This window comes from Bacillus sp. PAMC28571 (assembly GCF_014250435.1).
GTDB classification, from domain to species: Bacteria; Bacillota; Bacilli; order Bacillales; family Bacillaceae; genus Bacillus; species Bacillus safensis.
Genome location: NZ_CP060191.1, coordinates 2,376,260 through 2,403,022 on the forward strand (window position 1 = coordinate 2,376,260; position 26,763 = coordinate 2,403,022).

Below are 26,763 nucleotides of genomic sequence, written 5' to 3' on the forward strand. Positions count from 1 at the left end.
TTTATGAAAAAAACTCTGCCAAATTTTCTTGGCAGAGTCATTTTGGGCTATTTTTGATCCTTTTCAAGCTCTCGTAAGACATGAGGAAGCTCTGGAATCACGAGTTTGGTCATGGCTAAACGAACGGCTCCGGTAGATCCCGGCGTGGCAAAGACAGCCTTTTGATTGACGACCCCTGCCGTTGCCCTGGATAAAATAGCAGCTGAACCTATGTCTTCTGTATAACTGAGCATGCGGAAGATTTCACCAAAGCCAGGCAGTTCCTTGGAAAAAAGAGGAGTGATCGCTTCAATGGTCACATCCCTTGCGGCAATCCCTGTTCCGCCATTTAACAAGACGGCATCTATTTTCGGTTCGCTTGTTCCTTCCAGCACAGCGTCTTGAATCGATCCTATATCATCTTTTACAATATCGTATGCAAGAACAAGATGTCCCTGTTCTTTGAGCAAATCAATCATCAGACGGCCGCTTTTATCTGTATCTTTCGTTCTTGTATCACTGACCGTAATGACTTTCACATAAAGCCTTTCTTTCGCCTCACGTTTATGTTCTGTCACGCTCATCTTTCGCACCGCTCCCTTTTGCTTCATATTGGACAACATTATAGCATGCTGCTTTCAACAGAAAAAAGCTCTTTTCCTTATTGGAAAAGAGCTTTTCAAACTTGATTACGCTAAACGCATTACGTCTCTTGCAATCATTACTTCTTCGTTTGTAGGGATGACAATCACTTTTACAGGAGAGTGCGGGTAGCTGATGAATGCTTCTTCGCCTCTCATGTTGTTTAAAGAAGGATCCCAGTAAACGCCCATGAATTCTAGACCACGAAGTACACGTGCTCTTACTTCTGAACTGTTTTCACCGATTCCAGCTGTGAAGATGATCGCATCTACGCCATTCATTCTTGCTGCATAAGAACCGATATATTTATGAATACGGCTCGCAAAAATATCAAGAGCAACTTCTGCACGGTCGTTTCCTTCTTCTGTTGCTTCTTCGATATCACGAAGGTCACTTGACAGACCAGACACACCTAAAAGACCACTCTTCTTATTCAAAGTAGAAAGCACTTCTTCAGCAGTATGTCCTGTTTTTTCCATAATAAATGGAATAAGGGCAGGGTCAATGTTACCAGAACGTGTACCCATTGCAACACCTGCAAGTGGTGTAAAGCCCATAGATGTATCGATTGATTTTCCGCCTTCAACTGCTGCAATACTCGCACCATTTCCAAGGTGACAAGAAATCAGACGAAGCTCTTCTAGCGGACGGCCTAATAGCTCTGCTGCACGCTCTGTAACGAACTTGTGGCTTGTCCCGTGGAATCCGTATTTACGAATACCAAAGTTTTTGTAGTAGTCGTACGGAAGGCTGTATAGGTAAGACTGCTCTGGCATAGTTTGGTGGAATGCTGTATCGAACACAGCAACCGCTGGTACGTCCGGCAGAATTTGTTTGAATGCTTTGATTCCTACAACGTTTGCAGGGTTGTGAAGTGGTGCAAGCTCTGAAAGCTGATCAATGTCATTGATCACTTCATCAGTTAAAAGAACAGAATCGCTGAATTTCTCTCCGCCGTGAACAACGCGGTGTCCTACGCCATCAATTTCATTAAAGTCTTTGATGATGTGAAATTCAGTTAGTTTTTCAAGCAGCATTTTGACCGCTACTGCGTGATCTGGAATATCTGTCACTTCTGTTTTCTTTTCTCCATCTACAGAAATCGTGAAGATACTGTTGTCCATTCCGATTCTTTCAACAAGCCCTTTTGTTAAAACGGTTTCTTCTGGCATGTCGAACAATTGGAATTTAAGAGATGAGCTTCCTGCGTTGATTGCAATAATTTTGGACATTACTGTCGCTCCTTTTACTCAGTTGTTATATAAGGTTTCACGTTTTTTCCGGTGCTATATTCAACCTGTTTGACGGGTCTTTTATAGTTTAACGATAAGTCCGAAAAATATCTGACTTTTTCATTTAAACATTGAAAACTTTGCATTTCAAGTGCACCTTCAAACTGTTATCGCTTACATCAATAAGTCGTTATTTTCTGAATAGTAAAATATCCAGATTATTGACAAAGAGATAAAATGATTTTTATTTTAGCTCTTTGTTTTCTTTTCAGCGTGATAGAAAACCTTTGCAGCTCTAGGAAGGGCGAGCATCGGAGCAGAGCGAATTTGGGATTCGTGAGCACCGGAGCGCAGACCTGCGGGCGAATGCGAGGGTTTGTCTACACGCTGAAATAGCCAGAAATCACTCTGGCTATTCTTTCGTTTCTTTTTCTTCTATAAACCACTGGTCTAATTTTCTCATCACACCGACCATTGCTTCCTTCTGTGAGAAAGATGGAAGATTGGCAAACAGCATTCGTTTTGGTGCTTTCAGCCCTTCTTTTTTCTTTTGCATCACAAATAAGCTTTTGGCGTGTTTTTTATCCTTAAACATGGACACTGGCAGCTGAATTAACGCATTCATATACGCATGATCTTTGATGAAATCCTTTAATTGTACGCTCTCTTTTCCTTCAAATAAATCATTTGGAATGATGAAGAATAAGAAGCCGCCTTCTTTTGTGTAGCGAAGGCTTTGTTCAATGAATAAATAATGGGCAAAGGCATGTCCTTCTTTTGCCTTTAGTTCAAAGTCTGCTGCACGCTCATCATTTGGATAATAGCCCACTGGGAGACTGCATACAGTGACATCTGCCGGTGAGATCAGAAGCAGTTCAAGACTGTCCTGGTGGAAAAGCTCGACTTCTTTCTCCTCTAAATTCGCCTGCGCCCAAGCAATTTTAATGAGCACATCATCAATTTCAGACGCAAAGCCGCGTTTTGTTTCTGCAGTGAGATTATTTAAAACAGCAAGAAGTAAGTTTCCTGTTCCCACTGCTGGATCAAAGACTACAAGCTCTTTTTGACCGTCTAAAAATTTATTCACCAAATAGCTGACAAACAGTCCAATCGTATCTGGTGTCATCTGGCGATTTGGATGAGAAATATCCTTTTGACCTTTCAATACGGCGAGCTGAAACGCTTTACGAATCTGCTCATGATCATAAGAAGCAAAATCTGCTTTTTCTATTAAATCCTTTAATAAACCGTTTCGATCATTTGCTTGGAAAAAGGCTTCTCCTGCTTCTGCCAATGCTTCAATATAGGAAATGCCCTGTTCCTTTTTTAATCGAATAGAAGCTGTATCGAGCAGTTCAAAAATAGTACTTACTTGATCTTTCTGCAATGCTTTTCTCTCCTCGCTTTGTTAAAAGCTATATGTTCTCATTGAAAAGAGCCCCAGGATGAAGCCGGAGCTCTTGTCGATGCTGCTTTTATAACAGTGATTTTGCAGCTTCAATGGCTTTTTCATAATTTGGGTGATTCGTTGCTTCACTTACGTATTCAGTGTAAACCACTTTTCCGTTAGGGTCTAATACGAAGACTGCGCGCGCCAATAAACGCAATTCTTTCATATACACTCCGAATGCTTCACCAAATGACATATCTCTGTGATCAGATAATGTTTCGACATTTTCAATTCCGTTTGCTCCGCACCAGCGTGCTTGTGCAAATGGAAGGTCTGCACTAATCGTATAAATATTGACCGGACCTAAACCGGCTGCCTCTTCATTGAAACGTCTTGTTTGTGCGTCACACACACCTGTATCAATAGAAGGAATCACTGAGATGATCGTCACTTTTCCTGCTAAATCAGAAAGTGAAACTTCTCCAAGTGAGTTCGTTAATACCGTAAAATCAGGAGCCTGCTCGCCTACTTTTACTTCATTTCCTACAAGCGTGACAGGACTTCCTTTAAATGTGATCGATGCCAAAACAATTCCTCCCTTTTCAAATGTATGGTTCTATCATAGTAGAGAAAGCAAAAAACTGCAAAGCCTAATCGTCCATTTTGCAAAAAAAGTTAACTGCAACGCAGCTAACTTTTTAAAGGTCTATGTCATCTAGTTTTCGTTCTTTGTGACGGTGCTCCCGCTCATCCTTCTTAAACATGTGCTGAAGACGTTCAATTGCTTGAGGAGCAGAATCCAATATTTTATCGAGCAGATGTGTGTGTTCATCCAAATGAAGCATTCGAACTCCGTTTGTTCCTACAATTAAGAAGGCGATTGGTGTAATCGACACCCCGCCGCCGCTTCCGCCGCCAAATGGGAGTCTCGGTTCTTTTCGTTCCTGTTCATCAGAACGTTTTTCTTTCTTTTGGTTCCCGTTAAATTCACTGCCGCCGGCTGCAAATCCAAAACCAACCTTTGACACAGTGAGGATGACACTGCCGTCAGGGGTTTCGACTGGATCGCCGATGATTGTATTCACATCTATCATTTCTTTTAAGTTTTCCATCGCTGTCTTCATGAGACCTTGGATTGGATGATCTGCCATTTTCGGGTTCCTCCTTAAACAGATGATTCATTCTTCGTTGCTTGAAGAGAGGCACTTTTTCTCGCCTTTCTCCCTTTTAACCAATGGACAAGTAAACGAATGGCTGCAAGCATAGCATGTCCAATACGAAAATAAGCTATACATGTAAACTGAGTCTGTGACACGTTGTGCTGAAAGGCTGGAATGACTTCATATACCGGTTTATGCTTAAAGGTGAGATGCTCCTGCATAAAGGCAAGCAGTGCTCCTTTCACTGACCACACACCGCCGGCTGCTACACCTGTTAAAGCGGCGTCATGAAAGCCGATCCATGTCGACCAGTGAAACGAGACAATTCTTATGTGAATGAAGAATTTGCGCATGATCCGGTTTAAATCGACAACCTCTTTTGTGATGCGCTCCATTTGATGAATAATTTGCTTCATATCACGTTTTCCCACTTTTTTATGCATCGATTCTTTTTCGTGATCAGGCGTTTTAGCGCTCTCCATTTTCTTTTCACGAATATCAATCGTTTGATCTTCTGGATTGACCCTCACCATCGGAATATCTTTTTTGAGTCTGACCAATCCATATAAGGTGATGACCTTCAGTGCAATGTGGTCATTGTCGTTTGTATGCGAATAGTCCAGCGAAATGGTTACTTTCATGAAAATCAACAAGATCACAAGAAGCAAAAACGCTGCGATCCAAACGTAAAGCACTGTGCTCACTTCCTCCATAACAAATGATGCTTCCCCTACGATTATGGCTCTCATTCTGGATTTTATACCCAATCAACAAAAAAGAGTTTGACCGGTACCCGGCCAAACTCCTCAGATTATACGTTTGATTCTGTTTTTTCATATAAATGTTCATGAACGACCACCGTATCGGCAAAGTAATCATGAACCCCTTGCTTTTTCGGTGAGAACCCAACGATAGCATAGAGAATAAAGATCGTATTAATGTAGCGTCCCACAATCTCTCTAAAGAAAATAACATCCCATGCCAGCTTCTTCTCAGGCTGAAGTGAGACCACTTTAATTCCAAACACCATCTTGCCAAGTGTTTGTTGAAAGATTTTCGTCATGATGGCGAAATAAAGGAGGAATACAATCGTCGTTGTGACGGAAAATGGAGAAAACCATCCCCCTCCTTTGGACCAGCCAAACAGACTAAAGATTGGAGAAACCGTCAAATGGTTTACACCCCAGACGACGAGCCAATCAAGAATAAATGCCCAAAATCTAATCCAAAAACCTGCAAACGCCTGTGCTTCAATTGAAGCGCGCTTCACAAAGGCCGGCTTCGATTCTTCCTCTTGGCTGCGGCTTTCGCTTACTTCATCGAATGTAGAATCCATCTATGATCCCTCCTTTATTTTGAATAGAGATACATCGGTTTAGACCCATTTGAGCCCGCCAGTGTTTCTTTTAAATTCAGAAAATCAATTTCGCTTTTAAAGAGCTTGCTTGCACTCATGTTGAAGAGAGAGTTCCAGCCAAAGCTTTGAGAATAGCTGACCACTGTTGCTCCTTTTAAGCCTTTTTCATTTTTCTTCATCGCTTTTAATGCATCTTCATAATACCCAAGCTCATCGACTAATCCGTTCGATTTTGCCTGTGTCCCGTCATATACCCGGCCGTCGGCAATTTTCTTGACTTCCTGTTTTGACATGCCGCGTCCTTCCGAGATTACTTTGACAAATCCTTCATAAGAGTTATCGACCATGCTTTGCATGATGTTGCGCTCATCTTTTGTCATATCACGGTTCGGAGACATGATATCTTTGAATTTCCCGCTCTTAATCGTTTCATATTTAATACCTAGATTATCTGCGAGCTTAGAATAATTCAAGCTTTGCATGATGACCCCTAACGACCCTGTTAATGTTTCAGGTGAAGCAAAGATTTTCTTCGCTGGAGTTGACACGTAGTAGCCGCCAGAAGCTGCCATTGAACCCATAGATACGTAAATCGGCTTCTTCGCTTTTTTCACTTCTTCTAATTTTTTATGTATTTCAGCACTTTCATAGACACCGCCGCCAGGAGAGTTTACGCGCAGAAGTACACCTTTTACAGAAGCATCCTCTTTCGCTTTATCTAGTTCCTTGAGGAATGCACGATGATCATAACCTTCTCCGCCTAATAGGCTCGATGCACCGCCATTATCTTGAATGGTTCCATTAATCTCAAGAACAGCAATCTTGCCTGCACCGCTGCCATTCTCTAGTACCTTCTCTTCTATTTCATCCCCGAATTGATAGCTCATTTTATTGTCATTGAAGCTATCGAACAAGGCCATCGTGACACTAATCACAATTGAAAATCCGAAAACACCAAGTGCAATAATTAGCGCTACCCATCTTTTCGCATTCATCTTTTTCTCCTCCTTTTTTTCTCACTTCATTCATACGAATGCCCACATGAAATGTTTCACAGGAATTGTGGTTTTTTTACATTTCATGTAGGCATATGATAGCACCTCTCTTAAATAACGATCAACTTTACATCGTCTACGTAGATATGCGCATGACGAAAAATTGGCTTTTTTATCCTCTCCCTGCACCTAATAGGCTAGATCTTCACCGCAACGAAACACCTAAACCATTCTTTCATAAGAAAACGGCTATTCAATTATGCTCAGGATTCAGCCATTTCAAATCACTCACATCGACTCATTTCTCATAAAGGCAATCCGATCATCAGGTGGTTCTTTCTAAAGTTTTTACTTTCATATGAAAAAAGTGTAAAATGTGAGCAAGGGTTTTCATGTAAGCCCTTTATCATTGAAAATTATTTTTGACAGCAAAGGGGAGAACGTCAATGACAGACAATCGTCGCAATGTATTTTTCTTTTACAAAAAAGATCATGAATTGGATGGACACATTTCTTCTCTCGAGAAGCTCGCTACCGATCAGGGCTTTCACGTCGTCAAGCGTGCAGAGGATGCCCATATTATTGCTTCAATTGGCGGGGATGGCACATTTCTTCAAGCAGTACGTAAAACAAACTTCCGGGATGACTGCTTGTATGTAGGGGTATCAAAATCAGAAAATACGCACTTATACTGCGATTTCTCATTAGAGCATTTTGATAAAATGATTGATGCCATGAACACTGAACAGCTTGAAGTGAGAAAATATCCGATCATCGATGTAAGCGTTGACAGCACAAACCAGTTCCATTGCTTAAATGAACTGTCGATCCGCTCCAGCATTATTAAAACATTTGTGATCGATGTGTATATAGATGATTTCCACTTTGAAACATTTAGAGGCGACGGCATGATTATTTCCACTCCGACTGGTTCAACGGCTTACAATAAATCCGTGAGCGGCGCCGTGGTTGATCCGATGCTTCCTTGTATGCAAGTCACAGAGCTTGCATCGCTGAATAACAACTCGTACCGTACATTAGGCGCTCCTTTCATCTTGAGCAGTGACCGCAAGCTGACGCTGAAGGTAGTGCAGGATGGAAACGATCATCCAATTATCGGGCTTGATAACGAAGCGCTCGGCACAAAACACGTCAAACAAATTGACATTGGCCTTTCAGGAAAAGTCATTAAAACGGTGAAATTAAAAGACAACTCTTACTGGGAAAAAGTAAAACGCAGATTCCTTTGAGAATTTGTCTGCACGCTGAAAGCTCCTTTACGGGGCTTTTTTTATGTCTTTTCATTCACGGCCATGGTTATGGTATGATGTCACAAGTATGAATGTACGAAAAGGAGAACACGATGACATTACAACATTTTGATCAATATCCATTAAGTGATGAATTGAAACAAGCGTTAGAAGCGCTTCACTTCCATACACCTACACCCGTTCAGCACGAGACATTATCCGTTGCTTTTTCAAAGCAGGATTTAATCGTCAAATCTCAGACTGGCAGCGGCAAGACTGCAGCCTATGGTCTGCCGATTTGTGAAATGGTTGATTGGGCTGAAAATAAACCTCAAGCCCTCATCCTCGTTCCGACACGAGAACTCGCCATGCAGGTCAAACAAGACCTCACAAGCCTTGGGCGGTTCAAACGAATCAAAGCCGCAGCCATTTATGGAAAAGCCTCTTTTCAAGCGCAGAAAGTAGAGCTTTCACAGAAAAACCATATTGTGTGCGGGACACCAGGCCGCATTTTGGATCACCTTGAGAAAGGCACCCTTTCTTTAGAAAATCTCAAATTTTTCGTGTTAGATGAAGCGGATGAGATGCTGAACATGGGATTTATCGATCAAGTCTCTTCTATTATTCAGTATCTGCCGCCAAAGCGCATGTCGATGCTGTTTTCAGCGACAATGTCTGATGATATGAAAAAATTGAGCGAACAGTTTTTACAATCACCAAAAGTCATTGAGATTGCTCGTGAAGAAACGTCTGTACAGCAAATCACCCACACCGTCATTGAAACGGAAGAAGAATCGAAATTCTCCCTTCTTCAGCGTACGATCGTCATTGAAAATCCAGATAGCTGCATTATTTTCTGTAATACACAAGACAGAGTGAATGAACTCACACTGAAGCTGGACGAATGGGATGTGCCCTGTGACAAAATTCATGGCGGCATGAGACAGGAAGACCGCTTTGATGTGATGGATGAATTTAAAAAAGGTGAATTCCGTTATCTGATCGCAACAGATATAGCAGCCCGGGGAATTGATGTCAGTGATATGACACATGTCATTCATTATGATCTCCCTTATGAAAAAGAGCGCTATATTCACCGGACTGGCAGAACAGGCAGAGCGGGAAAAAGCGGGAAAACGATTGCGTTTATGACAAAGAATGCAAAACCGCTCATTGATGAATTAAAGCAGGATGCCGGCATAGACTTTCAAACTCAGCCTTATCCGACAAAGGAAGAAGCAGAGGAGCATGTAGAAAGCTTCGAAGAGAAAATTGAAACGCCTATTCAAAAGGAAAATAAACAGGCAGGCGTTGAGAAGGATATTATGAAGCTTTATTTTAACGGCGGAAAGAAAAAGAAGCTGCGGGCTGTTGATTTCGTTGGGACCATTGCCAAAATAGAAGGCGTTGCATTCGATGACATTGGGATTATTACGATTCAAGACACAAAAACATATGTAGATATTTTAAACGGCAAAGGCCCTCTTGTGCTGAATGCCATGCGCCACACAACCATTAAAGGCAAGCAGTTAAAAGTACATGAAGCACGTTCATAAAAAAAGTGAAGGCCCAGCGCCTTTACTTTTTTTATTTATATTGAAATAAGCTCAAAACCGTATTCCATCAGCCTTTTTGATGACAAACATGACAAATGTCATATTGAATACATGATGGGTGCTACTATGAGCATGACACCTTTCCTTCTATACTTTGAAGTAGAAAGAAACGGAAAGGACTTGAACGTTCATGACGACTTCAACAAACACACAGCAGCAAGCTACTTTAAGAAAACAAGTGGGTCAATTCTCTGGTGCTGATTCGAAAAAAAGTATCATTCAACTCTTTAATACATTCATTCCATTTTTAGGGCTTTGGTTTCTTGCCTATTATAGCCTGAATATCTCCTACCTTTTAACCCTCTTTTTTGCGGTTATTGCAGCTGGGTTTTTAGTACGTGTCTTTATTATTTTTCACGACTGCTGCCATCAATCCTTTTTTAAACAGAAGCCGCTGAATCACCTGTTCGGTTTTTTAACGGGCGTACTCACCCTTTTCCCTTATCTTCAATGGCAACGAGATCATTCCATTCACCATGCCACAAGCAGTAATTTAGACAAACGAGGTACTGGCGACATTTGGCTCCTAACAGTCAAAGAATATCAAGAAGCATCAGCATGGACGAAATTTCGCTACAGATTTTATCGTAACCCTTTTGTGATGTTTATTTTAGGACCGATCTTTGTCTTTCTCTTAAAAAACCGTTTCAACGTCAAAAATGCTCGTAAAAAAGAGCGTTGGAACACGTATTTCACAAACGTGAGCATCATTGCGTTAGCAGCCGCAACATGTCTTCTTTTTGGCTGGCAGGAATTCCTGCTTGTTCAAGGTCCGATCTTCCTGATCTCAGGATCTATCGGTGTATGGTTGTTTTATGTACAGCATACGTTTGAGGACTCTTATTTTGAAGCAGATGAACATTGGAACTATGTGCAGGCAGCTGTTGAAGGAAGCTCCTTTTACAAATTGCCAAAGCTTCTTCAATGGTTAACTGGTAATATCGGCTACCATCATGTCCATCATTTAAGCCCAAGAGTACCGAATTATCTTTTAGAGCATGCCCATGACCAAAGTGAACCGCTGCAAAATGTCCCGACCATCACGTTGAAAACAAGCCTTGAGTCGATGAAATTTAGACTGTGGGATGAGGAAACGAAAGCATTTGTGACGTTTAGAGAAGCACGGCAATCTAAGAAGATGAACGTTCCAGTTATCAAAGGAGACATTCTCAAGAAAAATGCATAATCGGCGCAGGCTCTTTCTTACACGAGAAGGGGCTTGTTGTCATTTACAGGATGCACCAATAGGCTGAATTTGATAAAGTAAGGAAAAACAATGAAAAACGAAAAAAGGTGGCACACGGATGAAAAAACAGTTTAAACTTCAAAAATTGCATGGGATTTCCCCCTATATATGGGCCATTTTTTTCATCCTGCCCTTCTATTTTATCCTTAAGACACCTTCGACTTTAGGTATTGTGATCGGCATTATTTTGAACGTCGTCTTTTTCGCTGTGTATCGTTTTGCCTTTGTTGCAAAAGGCTGGTCATTATATGTCTTTGGCCTATTATTGATCGGTATTTCAACTGGTTATGTGATGCTCTACAGCTATATTTATTTCGCTTTTTGCATCGCATATTTTAACGGACATATTAAACGAAAAGTTCCCTTTTATATCTTGTACTATATCCATCTGGCGAGCGCCGCCGTGGCAGTGAACTTTAGTTTGATCTTAAAAAAGGGCTGGTTTCTCACACAAATTCCTTTTGTCGTCATCACCCTGATTAGTGCCATTCTTCTTCCTCTCAGCATTCGGAGCAGGAAGGAACGTGAACGGCTTGAGGAGAAATTAGAATATGCCAATGAACGGATTGCAGATCTTGTGAAGCTTGAAGAAAGGCAGCGCATTGCACGCGACCTGCATGACACCCTTGGACAAAAGCTTTCTTTGATCGGTTTAAAAAGTGATCTTGCCCGTAAACTCGTGTATAAAGACCCTGAACAGGCTCGTGCCGAACTCAAAAGCGTCCAGCAGACCGCCAGAACGTCTCTCAATGAAGTGCGGAAGATTGTTTCCTCCATGAAAGGCATCCGAATCAAAGATGAAATGTCGAACATCGAGCAAATTCTCGAAGCAGCTGGAATTGAATTGATTTATGATGAAAAGGAAGCACCGAAACACATCTCACTTCTGAACGAAAACATTGTGAGCATGTGCATAAAAGAGGCGGTGACGAATGTCGTCAAACATAGTGATGCAACGGTTTGTAAAATTACCATTCACCAAAAGTCAAAGGAAGCCATCATCACCGTTGAGGACGACGGAACATTTAAAGGCGACTATCCATCCTCTCAAACGAAGGGTCACGGCCTTTTAGGAATAAGAGAAAGATTGGAATTTGCAAATGGCCGCCTGCGGATTGAAACAAAAGACGGGACAAAGCTCATTATGAGCATTCCAAATGATTCAGCAGCAAAAGAAAAGGAGGGTATGAAATGATCAACATCTTTATCGCAGAAGATCAGCAAATGCTGCTTGGTGCACTCGGTTCACTTCTCGATTTAGAAGACGATATGACGGTTGTTGGAAAAGGTACAAATGGCCAAGATGCCATCGATTTTGCCAAAACACATCCTGTTGATATTTGCTTAATGGATATTGAAATGCCGGGAAAATCCGGACTTGATGCAGCGGAAGAGCTCAAAGGATCAGATGTGAAAATCATTATTTTAACGACCTTTGCCCGCTCCGGTTATTTCCAAAGGGCGCTAAAAGCGGGCGTCAGCGGCTACATGCTGAAAGACAGTCCAAGCGAGGAGCTGGCAAGTGCGATTCGCAGTGTGATGAAAGGGAAAAAGGTGTATGCCCCTGAATTGATGGAAGACTTATATAGTGATGAAAATCCTTTAACGGAGCGAGAGAAATCGGTCCTTGAACTCGTCGCAGACGGTAAAAACACAAAAGAAATTGCAAAAGAACTCAGCATCAAAAGCGGCACTGTCCGGAACTACATTTCCATTATTTTAGATAAGCTGGAAGTGAAAAACCGCATCGAGGCCATTACACGCTCAAAAGAAAAAGGCTGGTTTAAATAAGAAAAAAGATCAGGACACATGCTGCCTTGATCTTTTTTTATTGAAAATCCCCTTTTATTTTTTATTACCAGCTATCAAAATGTCATTGACAACAGCCTACAGTCCTATGATATGATATCCAAGTGATAATAATTATCATTATCACTAATACAACCAATATCCGGCTTATGCGCCGATTTCAAAGGAGTCTACATTCATGAAGAAAATATTGTTCCCTCTGATGCTCATCTTTGTACTTGCATTGAGCGCATGTGGCAATAGCAGCAGCTCTTCCTCAAATAAAGGAAATCAATCAGCATCATCAGACAAAATTACATATCAATCTGAAAATGGGCCTGTGAAGCTGCCAGCGCATCCAAAACGTGTTGTTGTGCTCGGTTCTTACACAGGGAATGTCATGTCACTTGGTGTGAACCTTGTCGGCGTTGACTCTTGGTCCAAAAAGAATCCGCGCTTCCAAAAGAAATTAAAAAATGTGGAAGAAGTATCTGATGCAAATGTAGAGAAAATCATGAAGCTAAAGCCTGATGTCATCATTGGCTTAAGCAATACTAAAAATGTAGAAAAACTCAAAAAAATCGCACCAACCGTTTTGTTTACGTATAACAAAGTTGATTACCTTCAGCAGCACATTGAAATTGGAAAAGTTTTAAACAAAGAAAAAGAAGCAAAAGCTTGGGTAAAAGATTTCAAAAAACGCGCAGCTGAAGCTGGAAAAGAAATCAAAGCAAAAATCGGTAAAGATGCAACAGTGTCTGTCTTTGAAAGCGGCACAAAAGATCTTTACGTTTTTGGAGATGCATGGGGCCGCGGAACAGAAATTCTCTATCAAGCAATGAAACTGAAAATGCCTGAGAAAGTGAAAGAAAAAGCATTAAAAGCCGGCTACTACGCGGTTTCACAGGAAGTCATTCCTGAATTTGCTGGAGACTATATGATCATTAGTAAAAACAGCGAAATGGACAATTCCTATCAAAACAGTGAAATTTACAAGTCCATCCCAGCTGTCAAAAAACATCGTGTGTATGAAGCCAATGCAGAGGAATTCTATTTTAATGACCCACTCACACTTGAATTCCAACTATCATTCTTTAAAAAGCACTTTTTAGGTAAATAAGCTGAAGCAAGGGACCTCTTCCCTTGCTTTTTTCTTGTCTGGTTCTAGCGGCAGGTCCTTTTTTCCGCTACAATGACAACAAGCGAATACAAAAAGTGTGGTGCTGATTTTGTTTAAGATTTTACTAATTGAAGATGATACAACCCTCTTCCAGGAAATCAAAGAACGTCTAGTTAACTGGTCCTATGATGTCTATGGGATTCAAAATTTTCATCAGGTGCTTCAGGAATTCACGTCTGTCCAGCCTGATCTCGTCATTATAGATATACAGCTGCCAAAATACGATGGCTTTCACTGGTGCCGGATGATTCGGCATCATTCAAATGTTCCAATCATCTTCCTCTCCTCAAGAGACCATCCAGCTGATATGGTCATGTCAATGCAGCTCGGTGCCGATGATTTTGTGCAAAAGCCCTTCCATTTTGACGTGCTCATTGCCAAAATAAGTGCTGTTCTTCGCCGCGTGCATGATTATAGTGCAGAACCGGCCAGCCTAAAGGTATGGTGCGGCGCTGCGATTGACCTAGAAAAAAATACCGTAACAAATGATCATGGTGAGGTTGAATTAACAAAAAATGAGTTATTTATTCTCAAGGAATTGATTCAGCATAAAAATCATATCGTAAGCCGTGAATCACTCATTCAAGCATTGTGGGAGGATGAACGGTTTGTCAGTGACAACACACTGACTGTAAACGTCAACCGCCTCAGAAAAAAACTAGACGAGATCTCCCTTGGCGCCTTCATTGAGACAAAAGTGGGTCAGGGCTATCTTGCAAAGGAAAAGGATGATCAATGATGCTGCAAGCATTTTTAAAAGAACGAAGAAGCTGGATTCTTTTCTTTCTTAGTTTGCAGCTCCTCATTCTGTTTGTTGCTTATTTGGATACGACCATTCCAATCGCTTCTCTTTTTTATATTGTGCTATTGTCTACGTTTCTCATGATTGTCTTTTTCTTTTTCCGATACCGAAAAGAAACGGCTTATTATGAGAGGTTGAAAGAATGGGATGATGACATTGAACATCAAATACGGCTAACCCCCTCTTCCCCATTTGAGCAGCTCATCCATGATGCAACGTCAGAGCAAATCGCACGCTACCGGCAGATGGCAGCAGAGCAGAAAATCGCTCTCGAAGAAGAAAAAGATGAATTGCTCTCTTGGATACATGAGGTCAAAACCCCCCTTACAGCGATGCGCTTAATGATTGACCGCTTAACAGATCAGCAGCTGAAATCAAATATGACGTATGAGTGGCTCAGAATACATTTATTACTTGATGCCCAGCTGCACCAAAGCAGAGTACGTCATATTGAAAATGATTTATTCATTGAAAAGCTGGACCTGCAAAGCATCATAGCAAAAGAAATCAAAGCGCTCCAATCCTGGTGTATGCAAAAAGGAATCGGCTTTGAGCTGACGCTGGAGGAACGTACCGTATTAAGTGATATAAAATGGTTATCCTTTATGATCAGACAGGTACTCACAAATGCAGTCAAATACAGCCATTCTTCCGATATTGTCATTGAAAGCAAGCAAATAAATGACCAAGTCATGCTGACGATCACAGATCAAGGCAGAGGAATTGATCCAAGAGACATCTCTCGTATTTTTGAAAAAGGCTTTACCTCAACTAGACATCACAATGACACCGCCTCAACAGGAATGGGGCTCTATTTAACGAAAAAAGGAGCAGACGCTCTTCATATGACGATCGAGGTCAACTCCACGATAGATCAAGGGACAACCTTCACCTTCATCTTTCCGAAAAAGAATGATTTTGTTCATATTGCGAGCATGTGACAACAATGTCACATGCTCGTCTGTTTTGTTCGCCAAATCGAAGGACGTTTGGCAGCCTTCTTTTTATACTAGAGATATCAATTAAAAGAAAAAGGGGTTCAGCAAATGAACATTTTAGAAGCTCGTAAAATTTATAAAAGCTATGGAAATAAATTCAACAAACAAGAGGTGCTCAGCGGTATTGATTTAACCATTGAAGCCGGGGAATTTGTCAGTATCATGGGGCCATCAGGCTCGGGGAAAACAACCCTTCTGAACGTATTGTCCTCTATCGATCATGTATCCAGCGGATCCATTCGTATTGCAGATGCTGAGATGACGCAAATGAAGGATCAGCAGCTTGCGGAATTTAGAAAAAAGCAGCTTGGCTTTGTTTTTCAGGATTATAACTTACTTGATACACTCACGGTCAAAGAAAATATTCTTTTGCCTTTATCCATCTCCAAAACGCCAAAAAAAGAAGCTTTTGAACGTTTTCAACAGCTTGCAGAAGACATGGGCATTTATGAACTAAGAGACAAATACCCGAACGAACTCTCTGGCGGACAAAAGCAGCGGACATCGGCGGTTCGTGCCTTTATTCATGAACCAAGTCTTATTTTCGCTGATGAACCTACAGGGGCACTTGATTCCAAATCGGCATCTGACCTGCTCAACAAACTGCAAGATTTCAACCGTAAACGAAAAGCGACCATTGTGATGGTAACTCATGATCCTGTCGCAGCCAGCTATTCAAGCCGCGTCATTTTTATCAAGGATGGACAGATTTATACACAGTTGAATAAAGGCGCTTTAGAAAGAAAAATGTTTTTCGAGGATATTATGAAAACGCAAGGTGTCTTAGGCGGTGTGAAGCATGAACATTAATCAGCTCATCTTTCGTAACTTGAAGAAAAATTTGAAGAATTACTATTTATATGTGTTTGCTCTCGTGTTTAGTGTCGCGCTCTATTTTTCCTTTGTCACCTTGCAGTACTCGCCAGCACTTGATGGTGTAAAAGGCTCCATTAAAGGCGGCGCTTCAATTAAAGCCGCTTCGGTTCTGCTCATTGCGATCGTCGGTATTTTCCTGCTTTATGCGAATAGCATTTTTATTAAACGCAGAGGAAAAGAAATAGGTCTCCTTCAGCTCATCGGCATGACGAAACAAAAAATTGCTAGACTGCTCAATGCAGAAAACTTTATCCTGTACGTGACAGCCATGGTTATCGGCATCATTGCCGGCTTTATCGGTTCAAAGCTGATGCTGATGGTGTTATTTAAAGTGACTGGTGTTAACGCCATCGCCAATCTGCATTTTTCAGGCATGGCCCTTCTGCAAACACTTTTTGTCTTTTTCATTATCTATGGATTGATTATGCTGAGAAATAGGCGTTTTATTAAAAAACAGACGATTTTATCTTTGTTTAGAACAACATCTTCGACAGAACAGCGTGTGAAAAAGATCTCTATCTTTGAAATCATCATTGGTGTTTTCGGTATTGTCTTGATCAGCTCAGGCTATTATATTTCTTCTAAGCTTTTTACCGGCTCATATACGTCGATGTTTGAGTTACTTTTAGCCATGATTTATATTCTAGCCTCTGTCATCATAGGTACCTTTCTTTTTTATAAAGGCTCTGTTTCTTTCATTGCCAATATCGTACGTAAAAGAAAAAATGGCTATCTCGCCATTCATGAAGTGTTATCTTTGTCATCCATTATGTTCAGGCTAAAATCAAATGCACTGCTTTTAACAATTATTACAACCGTATCTGCACTGGCCATCGGTTTGCTGGCTCTTAGCTACATTTCCTATTACTCAGCAGAAAAAACCGCTGAGCAGCAAATTCCAGCTCATTTCGTCATGGGCTCAGAAAAAGAAGCAGCCACCTTCACTCGTGCACTTTCTGACAAACATATTGCTTATGATCAAAAGCAGGTCAAAGTGATTCAAGCGAAATTTGATGCGAAAAAAATCATGGATTCAGAGTTAAAAAGTGTGAATAATGAACCAGGCGTATTGACACTGCCTGTGATCAGTGAGAAAAACGCACCAAATATTCATGTAGAGAACAACGAAGTTATTTTAAGCGGCTACAGTGATTTATTAAAGAAATTCATGCCGATTCAAAGCTCAGGCGATGTGAAGCTTCTCCTCAAGGAGCCTGTTGATTTGAAAGTCATGGATATGAAGAAAGATTATCTCATTTCTTACAACTTCACTTTTGGCGGTCTGCCTGTTGCCGTCGTGAGTCAACATGTTTTTGAGCAGCTCGACAAACAGAAAGATCCAAAGCTGCAGCTTGAGAATAGCCAATATAACGCAGTCAATATAAAAGATGATCAAAATCTTGAACAAGCAAATCGCGTGTTTACATCTTTAAAACTAAGTGACAACAGCATGTCTCAATTAGCTTCAGCTCAGCAGCAAAAACAAACAATAGGACTAATGATGTTTGTGGTCGGATTTTTAGGTCTCAGCTTCCTTGTCACATCAGGCTGTATTTTATACTTTAAACAAATGAATGAAAGTGAAGAGGAACAAAGCTCCTACACGATCTTGCGTAAGCTTGGTTTTACTGAGAAGGATCTATTAAAAGGCATCCGGCTTAAACAGCTGTTTAACTTTGGGATTCCGCTCATCATCGGATTGCTGCACAGCTACTTTGCTGTACAATCAGGCTGGTTTTTGTTCGGCGGAGAATTGTGGACTCCAATGCTTATCGTCATGGCGATTTACACTGCCCTCTATTCTGTCTTCGGATTCCTGTCTGTCCAATATTATAAAAAGGTCATCAAAGAATCCTTGTAAACAATTCCCCATAGGCATCGCCTATGGGGTTATTTTATTTACGAAGGTGTCGATTCAAACTTGTGTGATAAAATATGGTCTCTTGCTGCATAAGCTTTTCGTTTGACCTCTTCTAGGTTCACATCAACAAGCTTTCCGTTTCGTTTCACTGCTTTTCCAGCCACATAAACAGAATCAACATTTGAAGGGTGTGCCGTTTGGACAACCGCGCCAGCCGGATCTGTCATCGGCAGAAGATTCATGCTTGTCCGGTCGATTAGGATGAAATCAGCTTCTTTCCCAGGTGTAAGCGACCCAATTTTATGATCGAGCTGTAATGCACGAGCCCCATTGATCGTCGCAGCCTCAAGCATTTGATGAGCAGACAGCCCAAGTTCAGGCCCCGGCATGATCCCATCCATTAACAACGATTGATTTTGGATCGCGCGCTCTGCTTGAAGCCCGAATTTCATTTGGGCAAACAAATCTCCTCCTGTCGCTGTCACTACGTCTACACCGAGCGTTGGAAGAACACCTTGTTCAATCGCAAGTCCTGTGACAGGATAACCGTGACCCATCATCATTTCAATTTCAGGGGTAATGGATATAGAGCTTCCGCTGTCTGCCAGCATCTTCATTTGATCCGCATCAATTGCATTAATATGCACCATGTTCAAATCCGGTCCGAGTAACCCTGCTTTATGAAGCCGCTCAATCGATCGATCCTCCGCTCCCCAATTCCCAAAGCCGATGTGCATACTACATAGAGCATCTAGAGACCGGGCTGTTTCAATTTCAAATAGCGACGTCTCCCATGAAGAAAACTCTGGACCACGAATCGCAAGTCCCATTGTTAAAAGCTGATCTGATGATTGAAAATGCGCTTTTTTCACACGTGCTGCGTCCTCCATATTAGTGAGCGTACTCTCTCTATCCCAATACTCAGCATCTCCAGAAGAACCAAAAGCAAAAACAGCTCGTATGCCCGCATCTTTTAATCCTCCAATAAGCTCTTCTGTATGATCCAATGAATTGATCATCGTCCAGTCTAAAAACGTGGTCACACCTGCATCTAAAGCTTCTAATGCCCCTAAATAATTGGCGATTCGATCGTCGGATGGGCGTCTCATCGCTCCATAGTTGCCATAATAGATTTTGCTCAAATATGTCTGCAAAGACCAATCTGTTCCTATCCCCCGGATGACAGACTGCCACACATGCCGATGTGTATCTACAAGACCTGGCATGATGACCATATCAGATGCATCAACGATGTCTGCATCACTTACTTCAATTGAAGGTCCTACTTCTAAAATGTATTTCCCTTCAATTAATAAATCTCCCTTTTCAAGAAAACCTACAGTTGGATCCAATGTTAAGAGAGCTGCATCTTTAAACAATGTTTTCTTCATCCATATCCCCCTTTTCAAATGACGAGGATAAATGACCCCGCCTCAATGACATTTTAAAACAGAACAGGATCAAATTAGAAGAAAAGTGACTTATCTCAATATATGAAGAGCTGGCGTTTCTGAAATAAATGAAAAAAGCATGAGCGTTACGCTCATACTAAGGATTTTTTATCTTATTAGTGAAGGGATGCTAAAAGATACGTTATGAAACCAACAATCGGAATGATCGGGATCATTAATTTCAATGTTTTATTCGTATTCTTATATAAATTCCATAGCAACACTGGTATTCCAAATGTTAACGTATCTAAAACAGCAAGAACTACTCCTTTACGCTGTTCTTTATGAGCCATTCTAAATCCCCCCTATTCACCAAACTTTTTTCACACAATAACCGGCCAATCCCGCTGATATACCTCCATTAATCACTGCGCATGCAATACAGCTAGCAGGTCCCGTAAAACAAATATAATAACACGCTCCTAGAACCATTGAACGTAATGGAAGAGATTCATTCGGACCGCTTTTCTTTTTTAAGCAGTCCCAAAACTTGTTCCAGTTAAAACTCGTTTGAATTTCCGAATCATCTATTTGGACAATTTTTTTATTTAATTCCATCATATCTTGCTTTACAGCATTTTCACCATAGGTAAAAGATCCTTTTAAAAACTCCCCTTTTTGGTTGATATGGAACTTATTTTTCAATTTTCCATTTTGAAAGAAATATGAGTGCAAATTCCCTTTCTCATCGTATTCCGCAAGTTGAATATAGTGAGCTTTTATTTGGCTCAGTGAAACTGAAATGAAGGAAACATTGTTAAGCAGCTGATTATCTGACTTCTTTTTTTTCAGATAAAAATAAACAACATCCATTTTAGCAGCTTTCAAATGAACAGCTGCACTTTCTCCATTTAATAGATATCCTTTCTTTTGGGCTAATTCTTTTGCCTCTAAAAATTGAGAGCTTTTTTTTGCCTTTTTTATGAGTTTTTCTGCTGCTTTATCATTTTGTATCTTTTTAAAAGGCTCGTCCTCCTTTACGGTAACAGCGTTTCCAACCGGATATTGTCCTAATAAAAGTGATATGAACAATAACACACAAAACATTTTTCTTATCTTCATCAATAGACTCCTTTAGTAAATTTAATAAAGATTATAATCTTTCAAGGGAAATAATGTAATAGACTAAATTACCAATAAAACCCACTAGTGATAATGTAGCATAAAGCCTACTCTTTATCATTTCCTCCAGGCAATTGCATCTGATTTACCTCTTAAGATCGTACTGACACTGGCTGGAAAGCCTGTCCAATACACAAAAAAAGCGCTGGATCATTACGTCCAAACGCTTCTTTGTTTCATTCTCTATGTACCTTTACACAATCAATTGATACGCAATGTATAACGCAACCAGCCAGATCATGACCGCCGAAGCCTTATTAATACGGTTCATCCATTTGCCGTTTGTATCTAACTTTCCTAACATCTTCCCTAAAAGGGCGAGCCCCATAAACCATAACCAGGACACGATGATACAGGCAAGTGTAAACGCCAGCTTTTCTGCCCCGCTATATTGCAGCGAATTCGTACCAATGACACCAATCGTATCGAGAATCGCGTGGGGATTTAAAAGAGAAACCGAACAGGCAAATACAACTTGTTTTCTTGCAGGCATTAATTTCTGCTTCTCTTGATCACCTGATGATGAGCTTGTGTTCCATACAGACCATCCCATATACACTAAAAAACAAAAACCAATGATATAAAGACCAATTTGCAGCACTGGAATGGTAAACACCACAACAGAAACACCTATGACAGCTAAAGCAATTAAAAGTGTGTCACAAAGAGCAGCCGTGATGACGACAGGCATTGCCCGATATAATCGAGGCTGCAGCGCTCCTTGTTGAAATACAAATACATTTTGAGCGCCCAAAGGTAAAATGAGACCAAAGGCAAGCACAATTCCATGAATGATCGCAATGGACATCTACTAACATTCTCCTTTTTCAGAAATTCCTACATATTTTAACATAAAGCACCCTGCCTGCTTTCAATGAATTTCATTTTCCGTACAAAAAAAGCGCCGGATGCTTCCATCCGAACGCTTTTTATTTAACCTTTATTGAAGTTCATTCAATTTTTTAAATATATTATTTATAGATACAGTTAGTGTTAAGAAGTGAATTGACTTGGCATGATACCATTCTCTTCGGCTTCAGCAATAACTTCGCTAATTAAAGATTCAATACTAAACTTAAATTTTGTAAGATCTGCATTTGGAGTCAGGGGCAAGAATGAAATGCTTCTACCTGCTATTTCCTCTAAATTAATGTTATTTTGATTTTGTTCAGGGTATAGTACCACAACTTTATGAACTGGCCTAATTCTATCTGTTTTTTTTCTACCATAAATAAATTTAGATCTTACATTATCTGCATAACTAGTTAATTGAACCGACTGATTATTCTTTACTTCATTTTGTACAAAATGTCCTGCTCTATATTTTGTGTCTAACAAAATAGTCCCAACATAAATTTCTTTAATATATACGTCTAATCGCATGTCAGGTTTCGTATTCTTTCCTGTTGTATATATAGGCTTATCGTGTAGATCAGTTTTCTCTTGTTTTTTTGGAATCAAACTATTATACAGAACATTTACCACTAAATCCCCTTTAATAAGTTTAAATTTTGTTCCTTCCGGTATAACAGGTATTAATAAATTTTTGCTATTCCCCCAATAAGAATTGTTAAAATAGTCGCTTGGATCAATTTCAAAATTATATTCAGTCTCACTGAGAACTTCTATTAATTGAATAAATCCCCAAATTTCATATAATTGATCAGTTCTTTTCCAATGATAATTCCACTTAGAATCAAAGTCTATATTTTTTTCATTTGAAAACATCAATTTATTTATTTCAATAAATTTTTTGTAACGAAAATCTAAATATACTTTACTGAAATTTAAGAAGGTATTATTTTTAATTTCGATTTCTTTATACCAATTATTTTCTCTCAACTTATTTAAAGAGTTTATCATTTTAGTCGCATCAGCAGAATAATTTTCTAATTCTCGAAATAGTTCTTCCTTTATGCTATTGGGTGTATATTCCGAAAACTTCTTATTATATTTTTGATTTTCTTTCAAACTGTATTTTATGGATTCTAAAAATTTATTTAAAAAATCAACCCAATTTTCTATAATTCTTTTTAATATTATATTTTCAGGGTTGTTATAACTGATTACTTTTTTGAGAGATTTTATATATTGAGTAGCCTCAGGATGTTTAAGTCTATGTCTTATAGAGATCGAATCTATGTTTAAAGGCTGATTTATACTTTTCATCTCGTAATCTTTTTTAATTGAGTGCCTCGGATTTCTAATTAAATTAGTGAGAATACTTCGTATTTCATTAAAATATTGCTTTAAAACAAAGTATTTATCTAGCATTTCCGAATCTACTTTTATATTACTATCTTTATTTTTATTAGGCTGTTTCCTTACAATATCTGTGGCTAGACCTTTTAAGTAAGTTTGTACATCTTCTCTCATAATTGATAAGGAGTCTTCTGTTAAATGTTTTGCTTTGACTTTTATATAAGAATAATAAACAACACCTTTTATTATTACTTTTATTGTATAAATTCCAGGTATATACGGGTAATATCCTTTATCATAATTTGTGTATTCAAACAATTTAACAGTTGTATTTGCAAATATATACTTTTGTTCAAGCACTTCATCATATATTAATGCTTCATCATTTAATATATCAAATCCATCCATATAACAAGTCGCAGATTGATCTTCACTATAAAAAGTTAATTTTAAAGGGGAATTTTCTTCAAATTCAATATATTTTCGAGAGTTTTCACCCAAATCATTTAAATTCGTAAAAAAATATAATTCACTATATTCCTTTGTAGCATGATGTTCCTTTCTTTCAGAGTAAGTTAAAATAATTTTAAATTGATTTTTATCTTCAAATAGAGTATCCATTATAATTTATTTCTTCCACCTTCTGATTTATAATTTCTCTACTCTTATAAAATCTCGAAACATGATCATACTTATCAAATAATTCAATAATTCCACTTTTTTCTTTTGCATTTGTCTCAATCAATAAATTTTTTAATTGGTCGCCAGTTCCCCTTATCTTAGTAAGAATGCGCTGTACGATTTGAATATCAAAAGCCTCTCCTCTTGTTATACTACTTATATTAGGCAGATTTTTTATGTACATATCTATTTGTTTAACTATTCTTGGACCTACTCCTAGTTGCTTATTCGTTATTTGAAACAGATTATGAAGATCCCATAGGAAATCTAGTTCATAATCATTTAATCTCAAATCTGTACCTTGATCCCTGAAAGAATTATAAGTGCTTAGTTTAATTTCATCTGTCCTAGCCCTTTTCTTCTCTTCAGAAATCTCTCTTATCCCTCTAAATGGTAAAACTTCCAAAGAAAGAACATTTGCTCTATCTAAAACTTTATCAGAGAAATGATAAGTTGATTCATCTATATTTACGGTACCTACAAATAGTACGTTGTCCCCTATGGATATCGTTGGTGGAAATTGAGCTGAATTATATAACCTACTTTCTAAATCATCGTTATAAAGCCTTAGAACTCTTTTGCCTTTACTCATCTCTAAAATTGAAAGAAATTGAGAGAAATAATGCTCTACTCTTGCTAAATTCATCTCATCAAAACAAATAATAAACAATTCATCTTTTTCACTACGCTCAGCTTTTATTAAAGTGTTAATTAAACCCGAATCACCAGGTCTATACACCATATTAAGGGTGTCAGCAAAACCAATTAAATCAGAATCTGATGTCCATGATGGGCTAACTGGTATGATTGTCAAATTATCTTTAAGGCCTAATGAATATCCGTAGGTTTCAACTAATTTTGATTTTCCTGTTCCACTCATTCCCGCTAAAATTACTAGCGACGATATCTTCATTGCTGTATGGAAATTAACTAAATCTTCTTCACTATATTGAAGTCCCCATTCCTTTGTTATTTTCATAAACTGCTTTAAAAAGTCTTCTTCTTTTTCTAATATTGTAATTTCTTTAGGAGTAATTGTTTCGTTTAATTGTTCTTTCACAACTTCAATTGGCTCTGGAGTTATTGTTTTTTCATCTTTTTCAATCTCTTCTGTAAGAGTCAAATATTTCTCCAGAGGCATGAAAAGCAAATCAGGGCAAAATTCTCCATAATAGCATTCATCAGCAATCTCTCTCTTTAATACAGATTCTTTTATTCCTTCTTTCTCCTTTAAATTGAACCCACCGTATGCATACTGATGTTGCACAAATTCACCGAATATTTTGAATTCATCAACATCTTCTTCTTTCCATATAATTAATGAAGGAGTATCTTCTGGTTCATGAGATATATTTTCTATTCTTCCTATAAATTTCCCGTTTGATAATTTAAAAAAGAATTCGTCAAAAGTGTATTCATGACTTTTCGAACTAAAAATAGGTATTGGTATCAGATTTAAATCGTTAGTAAAGCTAGGCAACTTGTGAATGATCCTAACATTAATTGCATTATAAACTTCTTGTTGTCTATAAACACCGTCTTGTTGGGTATTATATATTAAACGCCTTTCTACGTTGAATATAAAAAGCTTATCTTCTAGCCAATTTTTTAACTTTTTCTTTCTTTCTTCATCAGTCACTTGTAAATCGTCATTAAAACCCCAATTTTCGAGAGCAGAATTAAAACAAGTAACAGTTTTTACATTTGGAAAACTTGCTGCCCCTTGAGAAATTATTCTAATGTTCATTTGTAAACTATTATGCTTATTTATAAAAATCGAGTCTCTATATTGAGAATCCAATTTTTCGAAGTTGTCTAAAACACCTACTAAATCTGTATTCCATGTTCTTGTACTCATCTATTCATCCTTCTTTCTAATTCTTCTCTTAAAGCCTTAAAATCTTTGAAATCATTTATTAATTGATTTTTTTCAATTTTTATCCTTCTTTTATATTGAGCAGGCACCAAAAAACTTAATATCCATATTTCACTGAAACTCTTAATAAAGTCAGTATTAGAAATTTGGAGAATATCTCTGGTATTCACAACGTTAAGTCCTTTCTTTTTTAAATTATCAGTTATTTCATTTTGTGGATCCCCTAATATTAAAATTTCCGAAAATAAATTTTGAGCCTCCTCTATACTAGATGCAACCTCATTTGAATTAGATAACAATTCTTGTGCTTCTCTTAGTTGTTGATTATAGTGAGCCAATTCAGAATTAATTTCCACCATCTTCTTTTCATTTGCTTTTGATTTCTCTTTTTCAATTTTTAATTCTTTTTTCAATACATTATTACTATCAGTAAGTACTTTTATATCTTCTTTATATTTTTTGCTAAGAGTATTTAACTCTCTAGTTAATTGCTGATTCTTCTTCTTATACTCATCTAATTTTTTTTCGATTTTTTTGACATTCACTTTAATATTTTGCGCATTTCCTGATGGTTCATTAGTGTTACTCATTTCAATTTCAGCTAAGTTATTTTTTTGATACTTATTCAAAATTAAAACTTTAAAATCTTCTGCTTTATTGTGGTGTTCCGTTTTTTCACTTGAAAGTAATGCCCCCAAAATGAAGTGCAAGTTTAATCCGTCTTCATATATGGTTATTAATTTTTCTTTCCCTAAACTCCTTATATCTTCTGAGGAAATTTGTTTACCAGAGTTTATAGGTTTGATATTTAAGTTGTTATAGTATTTAATGATTTTTTCAAAGTTATTCATTAATTGGACTGTTACAATTTTTTTTGAAGCTGAGATATTTTTAGTGTTAAGTTCTCTGAACCCTTTAATTTTGATATTCAAACTTTTAATGATACCAATTAGTTCTGTATCTGGTATAACCCCTATTATTTCTTTCCATAATTTCTTATCCAAAATTATTTCCCTCTCTAAAATCACTTAAATTTTTAAACAAATAACAATGACTATC

General features: G+C 38.5%; 25 protein-coding genes. 10 read left to right on the forward strand and 15 right to left on the reverse strand.

Translation table 11 applies throughout. The features are described 5' to 3' along the window. Positions 1-47 precede the first annotated feature (47 nt). The 8 genes from H7F25_RS11965 to sppA form a co-directional block, all read right to left on the reverse strand. Positions 48-563 (reverse strand): MogA/MoaB family molybdenum cofactor biosynthesis protein, encoded by a 516-nt coding sequence (locus H7F25_RS11965; RefSeq protein WP_024426150.1) that lies wholly within the window; start codon positions 561-563, stop codon positions 48-50. A 105-nt stretch (positions 564-668) separates the two neighbouring features. Next, entirely contained in the window at positions 669-1,853 is a 1,185-nt protein-coding gene (locus H7F25_RS11970; protein ID WP_024424808.1) for an acetate kinase, read from the reverse strand. Positions 1,854-2,265: 412 nt separating this feature from the next. Further along, positions 2,266-3,240 (reverse strand): class I SAM-dependent methyltransferase, encoded by a 975-nt coding sequence (locus H7F25_RS11975; protein ID WP_185853759.1) that lies wholly within the window; start codon positions 3,238-3,240, stop codon positions 2,266-2,268. A gap of 88 nt (positions 3,241-3,328) precedes the next feature. Continuing rightward, on the reverse strand, positions 3,329-3,829 hold the full coding sequence (gene tpx, locus H7F25_RS11980; RefSeq protein ID WP_024424810.1) for a thiol peroxidase: 501 nt from the start codon (positions 3,827-3,829) through the stop codon (positions 3,329-3,331). 112 nt (positions 3,830-3,941) lie between these two features. After that, positions 3,942-4,394, reverse strand: coding sequence for a GerW family sporulation protein (gene ytfJ / locus H7F25_RS11985; protein ID WP_007501733.1), 453 nt, complete (start codon positions 4,392-4,394; stop codon positions 3,942-3,944). A gap of 14 nt (positions 4,395-4,408) precedes the next feature. After that, positions 4,409-5,116 carry a DUF2953 domain-containing protein gene (locus tag H7F25_RS11990; RefSeq protein WP_185853760.1) on the reverse strand — a complete coding sequence of 236 codons (708 nt, stop codon included), beginning with the start codon at positions 5,114-5,116 and terminating at the stop codon, positions 4,409-4,411. 98 nt (positions 5,117-5,214) lie between these two features. Next, positions 5,215-5,739 carry an RDD family protein gene (locus tag H7F25_RS11995; protein WP_024424812.1) on the reverse strand — a complete coding sequence of 175 codons (525 nt, stop codon included), beginning with the start codon at positions 5,737-5,739 and terminating at the stop codon, positions 5,215-5,217. A 14-nt stretch (positions 5,740-5,753) separates the two neighbouring features. Further along, positions 5,754-6,755, reverse strand: a complete 1,002-nt coding sequence (gene sppA, locus H7F25_RS12000) for a signal peptide peptidase SppA (protein ID WP_024424813.1) — start codon at positions 6,753-6,755, stop codon at positions 5,754-5,756. Between the two features lie 446 nt (positions 6,756-7,201). Between sppA and H7F25_RS12005 the strand changes: the two genes are divergently transcribed. The 10 genes from H7F25_RS12005 to H7F25_RS12050 all read left to right on the forward strand — a co-directional run bounded on the left by H7F25_RS12005 (position 7,202) and on the right by H7F25_RS12050 (position 18,372). Beyond that, positions 7,202-8,005: an NAD kinase gene (locus H7F25_RS12005; protein ID WP_024424814.1), complete on the forward strand. Its 804-nt coding sequence runs from the start codon at positions 7,202-7,204 to the stop codon at positions 8,003-8,005. A gap of 113 nt (positions 8,006-8,118) precedes the next feature. After that, on the forward strand, positions 8,119-9,561 hold the full coding sequence (locus H7F25_RS12010; RefSeq protein WP_185853761.1) for a DEAD/DEAH box helicase: 1,443 nt from the start codon (positions 8,119-8,121) through the stop codon (positions 9,559-9,561). 190 nt (positions 9,562-9,751) lie between these two features. Then, complete coding sequence (locus tag H7F25_RS12015) at positions 9,752-10,807, forward strand: Delta(5) desaturase DesA (RefSeq protein WP_024424816.1); 1,056 nt, start codon at positions 9,752-9,754, stop codon at positions 10,805-10,807. A 118-nt stretch (positions 10,808-10,925) separates the two neighbouring features. Then, positions 10,926-12,062, forward strand: coding sequence for a sensor histidine kinase (locus H7F25_RS12020; protein WP_024424817.1), 1,137 nt, complete (start codon positions 10,926-10,928; stop codon positions 12,060-12,062). Further along, entirely contained in the window at positions 12,059-12,658 is a 600-nt protein-coding gene (locus H7F25_RS12025; RefSeq protein ID WP_024424818.1) for a response regulator transcription factor, read from the forward strand. Before H7F25_RS12020 ends, H7F25_RS12025 begins: the two co-directional genes overlap by 4 nt. Positions 12,659-12,854: 196 nt before the next feature. Then, the gene (locus H7F25_RS12030) at positions 12,855-13,775 is read left to right on the forward strand and encodes an iron-hydroxamate ABC transporter substrate-binding protein (RefSeq protein ID WP_024424819.1); all 921 of its coding nucleotides are present in this window, start codon (positions 12,855-12,857) and stop codon (positions 13,773-13,775) included. Positions 13,776-13,884: 109 nt separating this feature from the next. Beyond that, positions 13,885-14,574 (forward strand): response regulator transcription factor, encoded by a 690-nt coding sequence (locus H7F25_RS12035; RefSeq protein ID WP_056768201.1) that lies wholly within the window; start codon positions 13,885-13,887, stop codon positions 14,572-14,574. Next, entirely contained in the window at positions 14,574-15,578 is a 1,005-nt protein-coding gene (locus H7F25_RS12040) for a sensor histidine kinase (RefSeq protein ID WP_185853762.1), read from the forward strand. Before H7F25_RS12035 ends, H7F25_RS12040 begins: the two co-directional genes overlap by 1 nt. A 105-nt stretch (positions 15,579-15,683) precedes the next feature. Beyond that, complete coding sequence (locus tag H7F25_RS12045) at positions 15,684-16,445, forward strand: ABC transporter ATP-binding protein (RefSeq protein ID WP_024426158.1); 762 nt, start codon at positions 15,684-15,686, stop codon at positions 16,443-16,445. After that, entirely contained in the window at positions 16,435-18,372 is a 1,938-nt protein-coding gene (locus H7F25_RS12050; RefSeq protein WP_185853763.1) for an ABC transporter permease, read from the forward strand. Before H7F25_RS12045 ends, H7F25_RS12050 begins: the two co-directional genes overlap by 11 nt. Before the next feature lie 38 nt (positions 18,373-18,410). On the opposite strand, the gene H7F25_RS12055 is transcribed toward H7F25_RS12050, so the two are convergent. From H7F25_RS12055 to H7F25_RS12085, 7 genes are all read right to left on the reverse strand, one after another. Then, positions 18,411-19,763 (reverse strand): amidohydrolase family protein, encoded by a 1,353-nt coding sequence (locus H7F25_RS12055; RefSeq protein WP_185853764.1) that lies wholly within the window; start codon positions 19,761-19,763, stop codon positions 18,411-18,413. A gap of 176 nt (positions 19,764-19,939) precedes the next feature. After that, a complete protein-coding gene (locus tag H7F25_RS12060) occupies positions 19,940-20,116 on the reverse strand; it encodes a hypothetical protein (RefSeq protein ID WP_166644691.1) in 177 nt (58 codons plus the stop codon). A 16-nt stretch (positions 20,117-20,132) separates the two neighbouring features. Further along, positions 20,133-20,885 (reverse strand): hypothetical protein, encoded by a 753-nt coding sequence (locus H7F25_RS12065; RefSeq protein WP_044334904.1) that lies wholly within the window; start codon positions 20,883-20,885, stop codon positions 20,133-20,135. A gap of 253 nt (positions 20,886-21,138) precedes the next feature. Further along, positions 21,139-21,753, reverse strand: coding sequence for a LysE/ArgO family amino acid transporter (locus H7F25_RS12070; RefSeq protein ID WP_185853765.1), 615 nt, complete (start codon positions 21,751-21,753; stop codon positions 21,139-21,141). Between the two features lie 185 nt (positions 21,754-21,938). Continuing rightward, a complete protein-coding gene (locus H7F25_RS12075; protein ID WP_185853766.1) occupies positions 21,939-23,768 on the reverse strand; it encodes a DUF2357 domain-containing protein in 1,830 nt (609 codons plus the stop codon). Then, positions 23,752-25,686 (reverse strand): McrB family protein, encoded by a 1,935-nt coding sequence (locus H7F25_RS12080; RefSeq protein WP_185853767.1) that lies wholly within the window; start codon positions 25,684-25,686, stop codon positions 23,752-23,754. The genes H7F25_RS12075 and H7F25_RS12080 overlap by 17 nt, the downstream gene beginning before the upstream one ends. Next, complete coding sequence (locus tag H7F25_RS12085; RefSeq protein WP_185853768.1) at positions 25,683-26,708, reverse strand: hypothetical protein; 1,026 nt, start codon at positions 26,706-26,708, stop codon at positions 25,683-25,685. The genes H7F25_RS12080 and H7F25_RS12085 overlap by 4 nt, the downstream gene beginning before the upstream one ends. Positions 26,709-26,763: the final 55 nt, after the last annotated feature.

Bases quoted from the DNA above. Each gene is read 5' to 3' on its own strand.
- H7F25_RS11965 (WP_024426150.1), bottom strand. From the start codon at position 563: ATGAGCGTGACAGAACATAAACGTGAGGCGAAAGAAAGGCTTTATGTG.
- H7F25_RS11970 (WP_024424808.1), bottom strand. From the start codon at position 1,853: ATGTCCAAAATTATTGCAATCAACGCAGGAAGCTCATCTCTTAAATTC.
- ytfJ (WP_007501733.1), bottom strand. From the start codon at position 4,394: ATGGCAGATCATCCAATCCAAGGTCTCATGAAGACAGCGATGGAAAAC.
- H7F25_RS11990 (WP_185853760.1), bottom strand. From the start codon at position 5,116: ATGGAGGAAGTGAGCACAGTGCTTTACGTTTGGATCGCAGCGTTTTTG.
- H7F25_RS11995 (WP_024424812.1), bottom strand. From the start codon at position 5,739: ATGGATTCTACATTCGATGAAGTAAGCGAAAGCCGCAGCCAAGAGGAA.
- sppA (WP_024424813.1), bottom strand. From the start codon at position 6,755: ATGAATGCGAAAAGATGGGTAGCGCTAATTATTGCACTTGGTGTTTTC.
- H7F25_RS12005 (WP_024424814.1), top strand. From the start codon at position 7,202: ATGACAGACAATCGTCGCAATGTATTTTTCTTTTACAAAAAAGATCAT.
- H7F25_RS12010 (WP_185853761.1), top strand. From the start codon at position 8,119: ATGACATTACAACATTTTGATCAATATCCATTAAGTGATGAATTGAAA.
- H7F25_RS12015 (WP_024424816.1), top strand. From the start codon at position 9,752: ATGACGACTTCAACAAACACACAGCAGCAAGCTACTTTAAGAAAACAA.
- H7F25_RS12020 (WP_024424817.1), top strand. From the start codon at position 10,926: ATGAAAAAACAGTTTAAACTTCAAAAATTGCATGGGATTTCCCCCTAT.
- H7F25_RS12025 (WP_024424818.1), top strand. From the start codon at position 12,059: ATGATCAACATCTTTATCGCAGAAGATCAGCAAATGCTGCTTGGTGCA.
- H7F25_RS12030 (WP_024424819.1), top strand. From the start codon at position 12,855: ATGAAGAAAATATTGTTCCCTCTGATGCTCATCTTTGTACTTGCATTG.
- H7F25_RS12040 (WP_185853762.1), top strand. From the start codon at position 14,574: ATGCTGCAAGCATTTTTAAAAGAACGAAGAAGCTGGATTCTTTTCTTT.
- H7F25_RS12045 (WP_024426158.1), top strand. From the start codon at position 15,684: ATGAACATTTTAGAAGCTCGTAAAATTTATAAAAGCTATGGAAATAAA.
- H7F25_RS12050 (WP_185853763.1), top strand. From the start codon at position 16,435: ATGAACATTAATCAGCTCATCTTTCGTAACTTGAAGAAAAATTTGAAG.
- H7F25_RS12055 (WP_185853764.1), bottom strand. From the start codon at position 19,763: ATGAAGAAAACATTGTTTAAAGATGCAGCTCTCTTAACATTGGATCCA.
- H7F25_RS12060 (WP_166644691.1), bottom strand. From the start codon at position 20,116: ATGGCTCATAAAGAACAGCGTAAAGGAGTAGTTCTTGCTGTTTTAGAT.
- H7F25_RS12065 (WP_044334904.1), bottom strand. From the start codon at position 20,885: ATGAAGATAAGAAAAATGTTTTGTGTGTTATTGTTCATATCACTTTTA.
- H7F25_RS12070 (WP_185853765.1), bottom strand. From the start codon at position 21,753: ATGTCCATTGCGATCATTCATGGAATTGTGCTTGCCTTTGGTCTCATT.
- H7F25_RS12075 (WP_185853766.1), bottom strand. From the start codon at position 23,768: ATGGATACTCTATTTGAAGATAAAAATCAATTTAAAATTATTTTAACT.
- H7F25_RS12080 (WP_185853767.1), bottom strand. From the start codon at position 25,686: ATGAGTACAAGAACATGGAATACAGATTTAGTAGGTGTTTTAGACAAC.